A 13,332-nucleotide genomic window follows, 5' to 3' on the forward strand; every position below is an offset into this window, starting at 1 on the left:
TTGCCGGATCATTCGTTATCGTTAGAGGGTTCGGGGCGCGATTTCGCTCGCTGCCATGGCGATGATTTTGAGGTCCGCCAAGCATGCCAGCCTTTTGGCAAGTCGGCCAATGCCAGGATGCTTTCATCCTGCTGCACCACCTCTTGCAGGCCAACGAGCATTATCTCGCGTTCATCCCAATCTTGAGAGTCGCTGCTATAGAATTGCCAACTGCCCCGTTCATCGTTGTAGTTCTCGTCATCGTCAGCTTCATGCACAACGTATGCGATCCAGTCGCCCCGTTTGAATATGCTCTTGTCCGATAGCACCGCGACATTGGGCGGATCTGCAAACTTCCATTCTTCCATGGAATTCCCCAAGCGATTATTCTGCGGAAGAAACTAGTTCACGCCGTCCGAACAAACCCCTCGCTCGCCCTAAGCAAATTGCGTGTGTAATCCTTCTCCACGCGGTGCCCGATCAGCTGGCCCGCTGTCAGGTTCTCCACCGCTTCGCCATTCTGCATCACCATCAGGCGCTCGCACATATGGGTGATGATGGCGAGGTCGTGGCTGACCATCAGGAAGGTCAGCTTGCGCCGACGGCGAACCTCTTCGAGCAGGTTGAGCACTTCGGCCTGCACCGAAGCGTCGAGCGCCGAGGTTGGTTCGTCGAGCAGCAGGATCGACGGTTCGAGGATGAGCACGCGCGCGATCGCCACGCGCTGACGCTGACCGCCGGAGAGCTGGTGCGCGTAGCGGAAACGGAAACCGTTGCCTAATCCGACCTCGTCGAGGGCGCGCTGGATGCGTTGCTCGCCATCGGCAAAGCCGTGAATGGCGAGCGGTTCCTGTAGCAGGCGGTCGACGGTCTGACGCGGGTGCAGCGAACCATAGGGGTCCTGGAAGACCATCTGCACTTCGCGATAAAAAGCCTTGTCGCGGCGCGCTCCCAGCGTCTTGCCATTGACCGTGATAGTACCGGATGCGACAGGCACCAGGCCGGCAATGGCTTTGAGCAGCGTCGACTTGCCGGAACCGCTCTCGCCGACCAGGCCGAAGGATTCGCCGGACTTCACCTCGAGGTTCGCCCCTTTCAGCGCGCGAAAACGGTCGAACACCACCTCCAGCCCTTCAATCGAAATGGCTGGCGTCATGCCGCCCACTCCGGCTTGCGGTCGAGCACCGGCAGCGGGTGGCGTTCGTAACCGATCCTGGGCATGCAGTTGAGCAGGCCGCGCGTGTAGGGATGCTGGGCGTCGCGCAGCTCCGACGCCTTGAGCTGCTCGACCACCTTGCCGGCATACATGACGATGACGCGGTCGCAGAAGGAGGCGACCAGCCGCAGGTCGTGCGAGATGAAGATCAGGCCCATGCCGCGCTCACTGACCAAGCGGTCGAGGATGCCGAGCACATCGAGTTGCACGGTGACGTCGAGCGCCGAGGTCGGCTCGTCGGCGATCATCAGTTCCGGTCCGGCGATCAGCATCATTGCGATCATGGCGCGCTGGCCCATCCCGCCGGACACCTCGTGCGGATGCAGGTCGAAGACACGCGAGGGATCGCGGATCTGCACAGCTTCCAGCATGGCCAGCGCCCGCTCGCGCGCTTCGGCCTTGGAGACCTTTTCATGCGTGCGCAGCGTCTCGACGATCTGGCGGCCGATGCTCATCACGGGGTCGAGCGAATATTTCGGATCCTGCAGGATCATGGCGATGCGTTTGCCGCGCAGCGCCCGGCGCTGACGGGCCGGTATGGCCAGAAGGTCGATGCCGTCGAGGGCGAGCTTCTTGGCCGACACCAGAGCCTGCGGCGGCGTCAGGCCCATGATGGCGCGGCCGGTCTGCGACTTGCCGGAGCCGCTTTCACCGACAATGCCCAGCCGCTCTCGGCCAAGCGAAAAAGTGACGCCGCGCACCGCCTGGATGAGGCCGGTCCGAGTCGGGAAGGTGACGCGCAGGTCGTCGACATCGAGAAGTGCACCGCTCATTGGTCACCACTCATTGGTCGCCACTCCGGGGATCGAGCGCATCGCGCAGGCCGTCGCCAAGCAGGTTAAAGCCGAGGCTGACGATGAGGATGGCGAAGCCCGGCGCGCCGGCCACCCACCATTGGTCGAGCACGAAGCGGCGGCCGGACGCGATCATCGTGCCCCATTCCGGCAGCGGCGGCTGGGCGCCCAGGCCGAGGAAGCCGAGGCCGGCGGCGGTGAGGATGATGCCGGCCATATCGAGCGTCACCCGGATGATGAGCGAAGAGATGCAGAGCGGCATGATGTGGCGCAGCACGATGCGGAACGGAGAGGCGCCCATCAATTGCACCGCCTTGATGTAATCCGAATTGCGCACGGTCATCGTCTCGGCCCGCGCAATTCGGGCGTAAGGCGGCCACGAGGTGATGGCGATGGCCAGCACCGCGTTTTCGATGCCGGGGCCAAGGGCCGCGACAAAGGCCAGTGCCAGGATCAGCTTGGGGAAGGCGAGGAAGATGTCGGTAATGCGCATCAGAATGGCATCGGTCCAGCCGCCGGCATAGCCGGCGACGGTGCCGACCAAAAGGCCGATGGGGGCTGCGATGACAGCGACAAGAATGACGACATAGAGGGTCCAGCGCGAGCCAAAAAGAATGCGCGAATAGATATCGCGGCCGAGATCGTCGGTGCCGAACCAATGCGCCGCACTCGGCGCCAAAAGCCGGGCATTCTTGAGATCGCCGATGGTCGGCGAATAGGGCGCCAGCACATCGGCAAAGGCTGCGACCAGCAGCAGCGCGATGATGATGAGCAGGCCGAGAAACGCCAGCCGGTTGGCGGAAAAGCGCCGCCAAGCGACGTAGGCGCGGCCGAGCCGTGCCTGCATGCGCGAGGCCGGCCGATCGCTGAGCAGCCAATCGCGGCGCGTTTGGATTGCTTCGGCGCTCATCCTGTCTTCGTCCTCGGATCGAGCACCTTGTAGAGAACATCGGACAGGAGATTGATGCCGATGAACACCGAACCGATGACGATGGTGCCGCCGAGCACGGCGTTCATGTCGGCGTTCTGCAGCGAATTGGTGATGTAGAGGCCGATGCCGGGCCAGGAGAACACCGTCTCGGTCAGCACCGAACCTTCGAGCAGCCCGGCATAGGACAGCGCGATCACCGTGACCATCGGCACCGCGGCGTTGCGCAGCGCATGGCCCCAGATGATTCGCGTTTCAGACAGGCCCTTGGCGCGCGCGGCGACGATGTATTCCTGCGACAGCTCGTTCAGCATGAAGGAGCGCGTCATCCGGCTGATATAGGCGAGCGAGAAATAGCCCAGCAGCCCTGCCGGCAGGATGATGTGGCGGTAAGCGTCGTAGAAGACATCCCACTGGCCCTGCAGCGCGGCGTCGAGCAGGTAGAAGCCGGTGATCGGTGTGAATGTGTACTCGTAGACGATGTCGAGGCGGCCGGGAAAAGCCACCCATTGGAGCTTGGCGTAGAACAGGACAAGCCCCAAAAGCCCGATCCAGAAGATAGGCACGGAATAGCCGATCAGGCCGACAATGCGAACGATCTGGTCGATGAGACTGCCGCGTTTTACCGCTGCCAGCACGCCGAGCGGCACGCCGATCAACGAGCCTATCAGAGTGCCCAAAGTCGCCAGTTCGATCGTTGCCGGAAAGGCACGGCGGATGTCGGTCATCACAGGATTGGTGGTCAGCACAGAGGTGCCGAAATCACCGTTCAGCGCATGCTTGAGATAGATATAGAATTGCTCGATCAACGGCAGGTCGAGCCCCATCTCGCGGCGGGTGCGCTCGACGACATTGGCCGGTGCGCGGTCGCCGAGCACCGCCAGCACCGGATCGATCGGGATGACGCGGCCGATGAAAAAGGTCACCGCGAGCAGGCCGAGATAGGTGGTGACGGCGATGACCAGGAAGCGGCCGATCGCCAACAAGATAGCGACGGCGCGGGCGCTTCCCTGCCCCGCCGTCGCCTGGTTTTCAATCGCGCTCATCAGGGCGCGTCCGCCGGCGCTATTCCTTGGAGACCGGGCCGACGAAGTTGGTGTCGAAGCTCGGACCGAGCGCAAAGCCTTTCAGGTTTTTGCGCAGGCCTGCCACTTCCAATTGCTGGTGGATGATGACGAAGGGGCTGGTGTCGAGGATCGTCTTTTCAAGGCTCTTGTACATATCGGCGCGCTTGCCGGCATCCTTCTCCAGCAAGGCTGCTTCGGTCTGCTTTGTCAGGTCCGGGATGTCCCAGGCATTGCGCCAGGCCAGCGTCTTGGTCTTGCCTTCATCCGAATTGTCCGGGTTTGAGGCAAAGGTCTGGGCGTTGGAGTTCGGATCGAAATAGTCCTGGCCCCACTGGCCGATATAGATGTCATGATTGCGGGCGCGATATTTGGTCAGCGTCTGCTTGCCGTCGCCCGGGATAATTTCCAGCTTGATGCCGGCCTGGCCAAGCGTCTGCTGGATCGATTCCGCCATGCCCGTTGTCGGCTGTCCCGTGCGTACATCCATGGTTACGCTGAAGCCGTCGGCCAGGCCGGCCTTGGTCAGCAGTTCCTTGGCCTTGGCGACGTCGAACTTGAACGGATTTTCGTCCAGTTCGCCCAGCACGCCCTTGGGCAGGAAGGTCTGGTGAATCTCGCCAATGCCCTTGAGGATGGTCGTGCTCAGCGCATCGTAGTCGACCAGATATTTGAATGCCTGGCGAACCTCGGGCTTGGCGAGGTTCGGATTCTTCTGGTTGAGGCTGATATAATAGACCGTGCCCTTCGGCGCGCTGGTCGTGGTGAGATCGGCATTCTTGGCGATGGCGTCGAGATCGTTCGGCTCGAGGTTGCGGGCAACGTCGATGTCGCCTGCTTCGAGCGCCAGGCGCTGTGCCGAGCTTTCCTTCATGTTGCGGTAGATGACGCGGGCGAGCTTGGCCTTCTCGCCATTGTAATTGTCGTTGCGCTCGAGCACGACGACCTCATTGGCCCGCCATTCGCGCAGCTTGTAGGCGCCGGAGCCGGCATAACCGGTCTTCAGGAAGGCGTTGCCGAAATCGTTGTCCCATTTGTAGTCGGCACTCGGCGTCACCGCGGCGACATGTTCCTTGACCAGCTTTGCGTCGACGACCGAAGCGACCGTTGCCGACAGGCAGTTTAACACGAAGCTCGGCGCATAGGCCTTGTCGACGGTGAACTGGAAGGTGGTGTCGTCGACGGCCTTGGCCTTGTCGGCAACATTGTCGCCGCTGATGCCGAACTGGTTGATGATGAATGCCGGCGGCTTGTCCAGCTTGATGGCGCGCTCGAAGGAATAGGCGACATCGGCGGCGGTCAGTGGATTGCCCGAAGCGAACTTTAGGCCAGGCTTGAGCTTGAACGTATAGACCAGGCCGTCGTCGGAAACGGTCCAGCTCTCGGCAAGGTCGCCCTTGACCTTGGAGGTGTCGCTGAGGTCGAGGCGGACCAGCAGATCATAGGTGTTGCCGGTGACTTCGGCGGTCGACAGTTCGAACGCCTCGCCCGGATCCATGGAGATGATGTCGTCGATGGCAAAACCTTCGACCAGCGTGTCGGCGGGGGTCACGGCAAAGGCCGGCGCGACGCCAATGAGCAGAGCGGACATGGCAGCACCTGCGAGCCAGACGCGCGAACGTAGAGCAAACTTTTCCATCATCATGATGATTGTTCCCTGTTTTGTTGATTGTTGACCCCGAGTTCCCGGCTCAGGGCTGCAGTAATCTTTTTCGCGGCCGGAGGACGACCGTTAGACCCCATACCGTGTTGATTTTTTTCCAGTTGGTCAACACCCTATCCGGCAGCCCTCCAACCGGCAACGGGCATTTTTGCGAGCCGGCATACTGGACCGGAATATGCTGTGCGCGTCGAAGCATGGGCGAGCCAGTTGCAGCCGCCGATGGGGAAAAATCTGCTCTTTTCGGTGTTACTTGATGGCAGCGACCAGATCGGCGTCGGGGAAGCAGGTGGCGGGGCGGCCGTTCTTTTCCTGCCAGGAGCCGATCGAGCGGCGGGTCTTGAAGCCGGGCAGACCATCGGCGCTGCCGACATCGTAGCCCTTGGCCTCCAGCGCCCGTTGCAGCGCGGCGATGTCGGAACGATGCAGGCCGCCGACCGCACCCCAGCTGCCGACGAAATCAGCATCGCCATGGGCGATGCGGTCAGCGCCATGGCCGATGAACAGGGCGTAGAGGTCGCTGGTGTTGTATTGCTTCAGCACGTAGAAATTGGGCGTGGCGATGAAGGCCGGACCGCTGCGTCCGGCCGGCATCAAAAGGAACCCTTCCGCCTTCAGTTCGTTGGTCGGAAAGGCTTTGCCGCCGACGCGGCTGATTCCCATCGCCGCCCAGGCTGAGATCTTCTTGCCCTGGTCGGGACCTTCGAGCGAGCAGGAAACGCTTTCCGGAACCGTCACCTCGAAACCCCAGCCACGCCCCTTCACCCAGCCATAGTGGACGAGATAGTTGGCGATCGAGGCCAGCACGTCCGGCGTCGAATTCCAGATGTCCGGGTGCCCATCACCGTCGTAGTCGACGGCGTGCTTCAGGAACGAGGTCGGCATGAATTGCGGCTGGCCGAGCGCGCCGGCCCAGGACGATTTCATGGCGCCGACCGGCGCCAACCCATGCTCGACGATCTCGAGCGCCGCCAGTACCTCGGTGCGGAAGAAGTCCTTCTTGGTCGACATGAACGCCTTGGTGCCGAGAACCTCGAAGGCGTCGTAGGGCATTTTCGCCGCGCCGAAGCCGGTCTCGCGGCCCCAGATCGCCAACAGTATCTCGCCCGGGACACCGTAGCGCTTTTCGATCGCAGCCAGCGTCCTGGCGTTGGCCGCCTCGTGCGTGCGCCCACCTGACGTGACGGCGCGCACCGTCTTTTCGGCGAAATAGGCGCCGGGCGAACCGAACTCGGCCTGATGCTGTTTTTGCGGGGTTTCGGGTTTCCCGCCGGGCAGGACGAGGTCGGGCAATTTGAGGTTCGGCTTCACGCCGTCGAAAGCGGCGTCGAAGGTGGATTTGGAGATGCCTTTGGTCTGGGCTTCCGGCCAGAGATCGGTTTGCAGCCAGGCGCGGAACTGGTCGTCGATTTTGGCGGCGGAGGCGGGGGAGATGAGGAGGAGGGCGAGCAGAGCCGCAAGGAATGAAAATAGTAGCAGCCTTGGAGGCTTGCGTTCCCTCACACCCCCCTCTGTCCTGCCGGACATCTCCCCCTCAAGGGGGGAGATCAGCAGCTTCTCGGACGGCATTCTTCTTTCAACGCAGGTGGTAGGCGAAAACCGAAGCGACAGCCAATCTCCCCCCTTGAGGGGGAGATGTCCGGCAGGACAGAGGGGGGTGTTTGGCGCAAACCTCGAAGAATGCGAAGCTTTCATGTCGCACATCCTGCCCGCCAATTGCGTCAAAACGCCGTCCGCGAGCGCAAGGCCGCCGCCAGCGTCCCCTCATCCAGATAGTCGAGTTCGCCGCCGACCGGCACGCCATGTGCAAGCCTGGTGACCTTGATCTTGAAACCCGAGAGCTGGTCGGTGAGATAATGCGCCGTCGTCTGGCCCTCGACCGTGGCGTTGACGGCGAGGATCACCTCCTTCACCTCGCCGCCGGCGACGCGGTCGACCAGCGAGCGGACATTGAGCTGGTCGGGGCCGATGCCGTCGAGCGGCGACAGCGTGCCGCCGAGCACATGGTAGCGCACATTCATGGCCGCCGCCCGCTCCAGCGCCCAGAGGTCGGAGACATCCTCGACGACGATCAGCGTCGAGGCATCGCGGCGCGGATCGGTGCAGATCATGCAAGGGTCGGAGGTATCGACGTTGCCGCAGGTCGTGCAGATGCGCACCTTGTCGGCGGCTTCAGCCATGGCGGCGGCGAGCGGCGACAAAAGCTGCTCCTTCTTCTTGATGAGGTGCAGTGCCGCACGCCTGGCCGAACGAGGCCCTAGCCCCGGCACCTTGGCCAGGAGCTGGATCAGGCGTTCGATCTCGGGACCGGCGATTCGCTTCGACATCGCACTGATCTAGGATTTTTCCGCGCGCTTTGAAACATGCCGCATACGCACCGAGCCCGCCATGCTGCCATGGCGGGCTCGGAAAATGTTCTGGGCGTCAGTAGGCTGAGAGCGGCCGGGTTTGATCGACGATCATTGCGCCGATAGCGTCGGTGTTCTCAGGCGTCGACTGGAAGCCCATCGACGCTTCCTGCGTCGCCGATGGAACCGAGGTGATGTAGCGGGCGTTCAGCGTGCCGCCGAAACGCGAGGCATCCGGCTCGGCCATCGGCTCCTGCATCGCCACCTCCGTCTGCTTGGCGGCGACGCGGGCGCTCTTGGCGGGCGCCGCGAAAGCCGTCACATAGGTCTGCTCGGCCGGGGCACGTGTCGCCTTGGCTGCGCGAACCGCCGCGGCCTGCTTGGCAGGATCTGGACGGACAATGGTCTTCACCACCGGCTCGGCGTAGGCAACCTGCACCGGCGCTTCAGGCACAGGCGCGCGCGGCGTCCCCGAGGCAACCATGGTCGTGGATTCATCCGGCAGCGGCTGCCAGTTGCGGCCGCGCTTCTCGTAGAAGGCGTTGCCGCCGGCAACCATGGTGTAATGCATGTTCTTGTAGGGGAACCTCAGGCCGGCGGTGTGGAAGTACATCGTGTTCTTCAGCTTGGCCTTGCGCTCGCCCTTCAGCACCGCATCGGCGGCCTCCTCGACATCGGGCATCGCTTTCGAATTCATCGCCCGCGTCATCACGCCGGGCGCGAACTGGCCCGGTTCGCCAACCACTTGGCAAATGGTGCTGCCATGATTGCCGGAGCGCAGCCGGTTCATCACCACCGTGCCGACGGCGATCATGCCGTCACGGCTCGAGCGGTTGGACTCGAAGAACATCGCCCGCTCCAGGCATTCCTTCTCCTTCGGCGTGTTGCGGTAGGCGCGCGTCGAAAGGAAGCTGGGCGTGATGGCGTCGGTCAGGCTGGCGACCGACAGGCCGTGCGAAGACGTGGTCTGGCTGCAACCGGCCAGGAACATAGGGGAGAAGATGATGCCGAGCAGAAGCGGCGTCTTCCATCGCGTCGCGATCAACAAAAATGCCTCATTGTCCAGATGCCACCCCGCCCCGAGATGTGGCAAGAATGAGACTCTTAAAGGCAAAAAGATGGCTAAAGGATTAGCTTTCGTGCAGCATAGGTAAAACTTTATAAATGCCCGGATATGTCCGCGTGAGCAAAGCCGGAGAAAGTCTTAACAACAGCCTCCGCAGCCGATTTCCCTTCATAATCAATTAACTGCTTGGAGCCGGCTCAGAACGGCAATTTCATTCCGGGCGGGATCGGCAAGCCTGCCGTCAGCGCCTTGGTCTTCTCCTGCATAATCTGCTCGACCTTATTTTTGGCGTCATTGTGAGCGGCCAGCAGTAGGTCTTCGAGAATCTCGACCTCGTCCTCCTTGAACAGCGAGGGATCGATCTTCAGCGACTTCATCTCGAACTTGCCGGTCAGCGTGACGCTGACCAGGCCGCCGCCGGCCTGCCCGCTTGCTTCAAGCGTGGCGATCTCGTCCTGCATGGCCTGAAACTTGGCCTGCATTTCCTTCGCCTTGCCCATCAGGCCGAGAAGATCTTTCATGGTCGGGTCCTTTGCGGATTCGTACTGTGGTCAGGTTTCGTCGTCGTCGGACGGCGGCTCGACCGGCACTTCGGCCTTGTCGGTGTCGACTTCCGGCGCGTCGGGAATGCGCACGTCGATGATCTTGGCGCCGGGAAAGCGCGCGAGGATGGCGGCCACCGCCGGATCACTTTTCGCATCGGAGAAAGCAGTCTCGCGCCTGGTCGATTCCATCTCGGCCAACGTCTGGCCGCCCTGTTCCTTCGACAGCGACACCAGCCAGTTGCGGCCGGTCCAGGCCCGCAGCTTCGTCGTCAAGTCGTTGAGCAGCATCTTGGGCGCATCAGCGGTCAGGCCGACGTCGATACGGCCGGGTTCGATGCGCACCAGGCGAATACAGCTCTTGACCAGCACCTTGAAGGCGATGTCACGCTGCGCGTCGGCAAGAGCGACAATATCGGCCAGCGATTTCAGCGGCGGCGATTGCGGCTCCACGACCGGCTGCGGAGGCGCGACAAAGGCGACCGGGGGCGCGTCGACCAATCGCATGGTTTGCGCACCGGCTGGCCCGGACGGCATCCGGGTCTGCGCTACCGCGCTGGCGCCGCCGCCATTGCCGGCATTTACCGGCGCACCATTCGGGCGTGAAACACCACCGGACGCCGGAGCGCCGCTCTCCAGAGATTTCAGCGCCTCGTCCAGCGTCGGCAGGTCGGCGGCATGCGCCAGCCGGATCAGCACCATCTCGCCGGCGCTGACCGGTCGGTTGGACGACTGCACCTCGGGAATGCCTTTCAAGAGCATCTGCCAGGTTCGCGACAGAACCTTGACCGACAGCGTGCTGGCGAAGTCGGCGCCGCGGCGGCGCTCATCCTCGGACAGGGAAGCGTCGTCGGCAGCCGTCGGCACGAAGCGCAGCCGGGTGACGAGGTGGTTGAATTCGGCCAGATCGGTCAGCACGGCAGTCGGATCGGCGCCGGTGTCGTACTGGTTGCGGAATTCGGCAAGGGCGGCCGCCACATCGCCCTTCATGACATGTTCGAACAGGTCGACGATGCGGGCGCGGTCGGCGAGACCCAGCATGGCGCGCACCGCTTCGGCGCTGACGGCGCCGCCGCCATGGGCGATCGCCTGGTCGAGGATGGAGAGCGAATCGCGGGCCGAGCCTTCGGCGGCGCGCGCGATCATCGCCAGCGCGTCGTCGTCGACCGATATGCCTTCCTTGCCGGCAATCGAGGAGAGGTGCGCGACCAGTGCGCCGGCATCGATGCGTCTCAGGTCGAAACGCTGGCAGCGCGACAGCACGGTGATCGGCACTTTGCGGATTTCGGTGGTGGCAAAGATGAATTTGACGTGCGGCGGCGGCTCTTCCAGCGTCTTCAACAGGCCGTTGAAGGCCTGGGTGGAGAGCATGTGCACTTCGTCGATGATGTAGACTTTGTAGCGCGCCGACACCGGGGCATAGCGCACGCGCTCGATAATGTCCCTGATGTCGTCGATGCCGGTATGCGACGCGGCGTCCATCTCGATGACGTCGACATGGCGGCCTTCCATGATCGCCTGGCAGTGCTCGCCCAGGAAGGCGAGGTCGACCGAGGGATGATCGACCGTCGGCGTCTTGTAGTTGAGCGCCCGTGCCAGGATGCGCGCCGTCGTGGTCTTACCGACGCCGCGCACGCCGGTCAGCATCCAGGCCTGGGCGATGCGGCCTGTGGAGAAAGCGTTGGTCAAAGTGCGGACCATCGGCTCCTGGCCGATCAGTTCGGAGAAATTCGACGGACGATATTTGCGCGCCAGCACGCGATAGGCGACGGCCTTTTGCTTCTCCAGGTTTTCGGGGTCCGAATTTCCGGCTTCGCTCATTCGCCCGTAAAGCTCCAAAAGGCCGCGTCTCAGCGTAGCCGATTCCTGCTAGATCGTTTCACCGTTTTCTGAAACGGCAAACCGCTCTACCCTTTGCTTTAACGCAATTCCGGACGGGAAACCGCTCACACTTTCCCTGGAATTGCTCCAATAGTCTCGCCCGCGCTGCAATGCGTCGTCAATGTCGCGAGAGGGGCCGATGAGGTGGGAGGCTGGAACAATGACCCGTTCCGGGCTCGTTAGGGCTGCTTCCTTCCGGACCTGACCCGGTTGGCGAGTGGATCGTCCACCACCAACCTCCCGCGTTCCATATCGGCAATTCAGCAATCAAATGCAAGGGTGCATTGAGAATCGGATGCCCTTGAACTCCGCCGCTCAATGAATCGCTTGCAGCCCCCGTGCAGCCGCTCTAGCGTCATGAGTTTGGGAATAATGCGAGAAGCGCAAGGGAAACGCCAATGCTACCGGGCCTCAAGGCCGGATTCACGCTCGACTCCAGGCTGGAGGCGGATAGCGAGCAGCTGATGTGGCTCGGCCTGTGCGAGCTCAGGGTGATGAACGATAGCCGCTGGCCATGGCTGGTCCTGGTGCCGCAGCGGCCGGGGGCCGAAGAAATCCACGACATGACGCCGCTCGACCAGGCGATGTTGACCTTCGAGACCAACATGGTGGCGCAGGCGCTGAAAAGAACCACGGGCTGCACCAAGATCAACACCGGCGCGCTCGGCAACATCGTTCGGCAATTGCATGTCCACGTCATCGCCCGCTCGGAAGGCGATCCGGGCTGGCCGGGGCCGGTGTGGGGGCACGGCATGCGCGAGCCCTATGAGCGTTCAGGCATCCGCCAGTTTGCGCAACAGATCAAGGCGGCGCTATAAGCCGCCTGTGTCCATTCCTAGACGTTCGAGCTTCCATGACCTTTCGCCTCTTTGACGCGCCCTTGCGCGAACCGAGCCAGTTCGTCGGCTTCGCCGGAAACACGATTGATCGGCAATCCGAGAACCGCGCCGACGATTCCGTCGAAAGGGCGTTGGCCGATCCCTCGGCACGTCTTCTGCCGATGCATGGCGGACGGCTGTATCTGAAATTGCACGATGGCAGCTTCGACCCTTGGTTCGATCTGGCTGAGAGCCAGAAGCTGCAGCCATCACTCGCACAAGGCGTGCTGCTTGGCTTTGCCGAGAGCGGCCCGGTACTTGCCGTGCCGGTCGGCCTCGATCCCGAACAGCTACCGGAGACCATGAAGGCGATCGATTATCGCTCGGTCTATATTCAGGGGCTGATCGACGAGGCGGCAGCGGGCGCGCTGGCGCAAGGCGCCGCCCTGCTTGCCTGGCATGCCACCCATCGCTTCTGCAGCAAATGCGGCCATGAATCGCAAATGCGGGCCGGCGGCTACAAGCGCCATTGCCCAAATTGCGGCACCGAGCACTTTCCACGCACCGATCCGGTGGCGATTATGCTGACGGCGACGCGGGAAAAATGCCTGCTCGGCCGCGGCCGACATTTCGGGCCCGGCATGTACTCGGCGCTTGCCGGCTTCATCGAGCCGGGCGAGACGATCGAGGCGGCGGTGCGCCGCGAAACGCTGGAGGAAGCCGGCATCCGGCTCGGCCGCGTCGTCTACCATGCCAGCCAACCCTGGCCGTTCCCCTATTCGCTGATGATCGGCTGTTTCGGCGAACCGCTCAATGACGACATCCAGGCCGATCTCAACGAGTTGGAAGATTGCCGCTGGTTTTTTCGCGACGAGGTGCGTTCCATGCTGGAGAGGACGCACAAGGACAATCTGGTCACGCCGCCGAAAGGCGCGATCGCGCATCATCTGATCCGCGCCTGGGTCGACAGCGAATAAGACTTGTTATTTTACGCAATTCCGGACGGAAAACCGCTTCACACTTTTCCTGGAATTGC

Annotated in this window: 13 protein-coding genes and 1 other RNA gene; 2 read left to right on the forward strand and 12 right to left on the reverse strand. The window is 62.5% G+C overall.

From position 1 onward, the window contains the following. Window positions 1–8 precede the first annotated feature (8 nt). The 12 genes from NKI15_RS06455 to ffs all read right to left on the reverse strand — a co-directional run bounded on the left by NKI15_RS06455 (window position 9) and on the right by ffs (window position 11,719). The gene (locus NKI15_RS06455) at window positions 9–347 is read right to left on the reverse strand and encodes a hypothetical protein (protein WP_023703494.1); all 339 of its coding nucleotides are present in this window, start codon (window positions 345–347) and stop codon (window positions 9–11) included. A gap of 38 nt (window positions 348–385) precedes the next feature. Next, window positions 386–1,135: an ABC transporter ATP-binding protein gene (locus NKI15_RS06460; RefSeq protein ID WP_352885831.1), complete on the reverse strand. Its 750-nt coding sequence runs from the start codon at window positions 1,133–1,135 to the stop codon at window positions 386–388. After that, window positions 1,132–1,968 carry an ABC transporter ATP-binding protein gene (locus NKI15_RS06465; RefSeq protein WP_023682023.1) on the reverse strand — a complete coding sequence of 279 codons (837 nt, stop codon included), beginning with the start codon at window positions 1,966–1,968 and terminating at the stop codon, window positions 1,132–1,134. Before NKI15_RS06465 ends, NKI15_RS06460 begins: the two co-directional genes overlap by 4 nt. A gap of 10 nt (window positions 1,969–1,978) precedes the next feature. Beyond that, window positions 1,979–2,899 (reverse strand): nickel transporter permease, encoded by a 921-nt coding sequence (gene nikC / locus NKI15_RS06470; RefSeq protein WP_023682024.1) that lies wholly within the window; start codon window positions 2,897–2,899, stop codon window positions 1,979–1,981. After that, complete coding sequence (locus NKI15_RS06475) at window positions 2,896–3,963, reverse strand: ABC transporter permease (RefSeq protein ID WP_023669524.1); 1,068 nt, start codon at window positions 3,961–3,963, stop codon at window positions 2,896–2,898. Before NKI15_RS06475 ends, nikC begins: the two co-directional genes overlap by 4 nt. Before the next feature lie 19 nt (window positions 3,964–3,982). Beyond that, window positions 3,983–5,626 (reverse strand): ABC transporter substrate-binding protein, encoded by a 1,644-nt coding sequence (locus NKI15_RS06480; RefSeq protein WP_023725785.1) that lies wholly within the window; start codon window positions 5,624–5,626, stop codon window positions 3,983–3,985. 264 nt (window positions 5,627–5,890) lie between these two features. Then, window positions 5,891–7,168: a lytic murein transglycosylase gene (locus NKI15_RS06485; protein WP_352885942.1), complete on the reverse strand. Its 1,278-nt coding sequence runs from the start codon at window positions 7,166–7,168 to the stop codon at window positions 5,891–5,893. 194 nt (window positions 7,169–7,362) lie between these two features. After that, on the reverse strand, window positions 7,363–7,968 hold the full coding sequence (gene recR, locus NKI15_RS06490; protein WP_023692600.1) for a recombination mediator RecR: 606 nt from the start codon (window positions 7,966–7,968) through the stop codon (window positions 7,363–7,365). Between the two features lie 97 nt (window positions 7,969–8,065). Continuing rightward, window positions 8,066–9,034, reverse strand: a complete 969-nt coding sequence (locus NKI15_RS06495) for a cell wall hydrolase (RefSeq protein WP_023688761.1) — start codon at window positions 9,032–9,034, stop codon at window positions 8,066–8,068. A gap of 218 nt (window positions 9,035–9,252) precedes the next feature. Continuing rightward, window positions 9,253–9,576 (reverse strand): YbaB/EbfC family nucleoid-associated protein, encoded by a 324-nt coding sequence (locus NKI15_RS06500; RefSeq protein ID WP_352514516.1) that lies wholly within the window; start codon window positions 9,574–9,576, stop codon window positions 9,253–9,255. A gap of 30 nt (window positions 9,577–9,606) precedes the next feature. Continuing rightward, on the reverse strand, window positions 9,607–11,418 hold the full coding sequence (locus tag NKI15_RS06505; protein WP_352514515.1) for a DNA polymerase III subunit gamma/tau: 1,812 nt from the start codon (window positions 11,416–11,418) through the stop codon (window positions 9,607–9,609). A gap of 204 nt (window positions 11,419–11,622) precedes the next feature. Beyond that, window positions 11,623–11,719: signal recognition particle sRNA small type (gene ffs, locus NKI15_RS06510), an RNA gene on the reverse strand. A 157-nt stretch (window positions 11,720–11,876) separates the two neighbouring features. Here ffs and NKI15_RS06515 point away from each other — a divergent pair. Together NKI15_RS06515 and nudC are read left to right on the forward strand one after the other, a co-directional pair. Further along, the gene (locus NKI15_RS06515) at window positions 11,877–12,296 is read left to right on the forward strand and encodes an HIT domain-containing protein (RefSeq protein WP_023682032.1); all 420 of its coding nucleotides are present in this window, start codon (window positions 11,877–11,879) and stop codon (window positions 12,294–12,296) included. Window positions 12,297–12,331: 35 nt separating this feature from the next. After that, window positions 12,332–13,273: an NAD(+) diphosphatase gene (gene nudC / locus NKI15_RS06520; RefSeq protein ID WP_023715298.1), complete on the forward strand. Its 942-nt coding sequence runs from the start codon at window positions 12,332–12,334 to the stop codon at window positions 13,271–13,273. The last annotated feature ends 59 nt before the right edge of the window (window positions 13,274–13,332 follow it).

Source organism: Mesorhizobium sp. M0862, assembly GCF_040319795.1.
Taxonomy (GTDB): Bacteria; Pseudomonadota; Alphaproteobacteria; order Rhizobiales; family Rhizobiaceae; genus Mesorhizobium.

Coding starts and splice junctions, on each gene's coding strand:
- NKI15_RS06455 (WP_023703494.1), bottom strand. CDS start 347: ATGGAAGAATGGAAGTTTGCAGATCCGCCCAATGTCGCGGTGCTATCG.
- NKI15_RS06460 (WP_352885831.1), bottom strand. CDS start 1,135: ATGACGCCAGCCATTTCGATTGAAGGGCTGGAGGTGGTGTTCGACCGT.
- NKI15_RS06465 (WP_023682023.1), bottom strand. CDS start 1,968: ATGAGCGGTGCACTTCTCGATGTCGACGACCTGCGCGTCACCTTCCCG.
- nikC (WP_023682024.1), bottom strand. CDS start 2,899: ATGAGCGCCGAAGCAATCCAAACGCGCCGCGATTGGCTGCTCAGCGAT.
- NKI15_RS06475 (WP_023669524.1), bottom strand. CDS start 3,963: ATGAGCGCGATTGAAAACCAGGCGACGGCGGGGCAGGGAAGCGCCCGC.
- NKI15_RS06480 (WP_023725785.1), bottom strand. CDS start 5,626: ATGATGATGGAAAAGTTTGCTCTACGTTCGCGCGTCTGGCTCGCAGGT.
- NKI15_RS06485 (WP_352885942.1), bottom strand. CDS start 7,168: ATGTCCGGCAGGACAGAGGGGGGTGTGAGGGAACGCAAGCCTCCAAGG.
- recR (WP_023692600.1), bottom strand. CDS start 7,968: ATGTCGAAGCGAATCGCCGGTCCCGAGATCGAACGCCTGATCCAGCTC.
- NKI15_RS06500 (WP_352514516.1), bottom strand. CDS start 9,576: ATGAAAGATCTTCTCGGCCTGATGGGCAAGGCGAAGGAAATGCAGGCC.
- NKI15_RS06505 (WP_352514515.1), bottom strand. CDS start 11,418: ATGAGCGAAGCCGGAAATTCGGACCCCGAAAACCTGGAGAAGCAAAAG.
- NKI15_RS06515 (WP_023682032.1), top strand. CDS start 11,877: ATGCTACCGGGCCTCAAGGCCGGATTCACGCTCGACTCCAGGCTGGAG.
- nudC (WP_023715298.1), top strand. CDS start 12,332: ATGACCTTTCGCCTCTTTGACGCGCCCTTGCGCGAACCGAGCCAGTTC.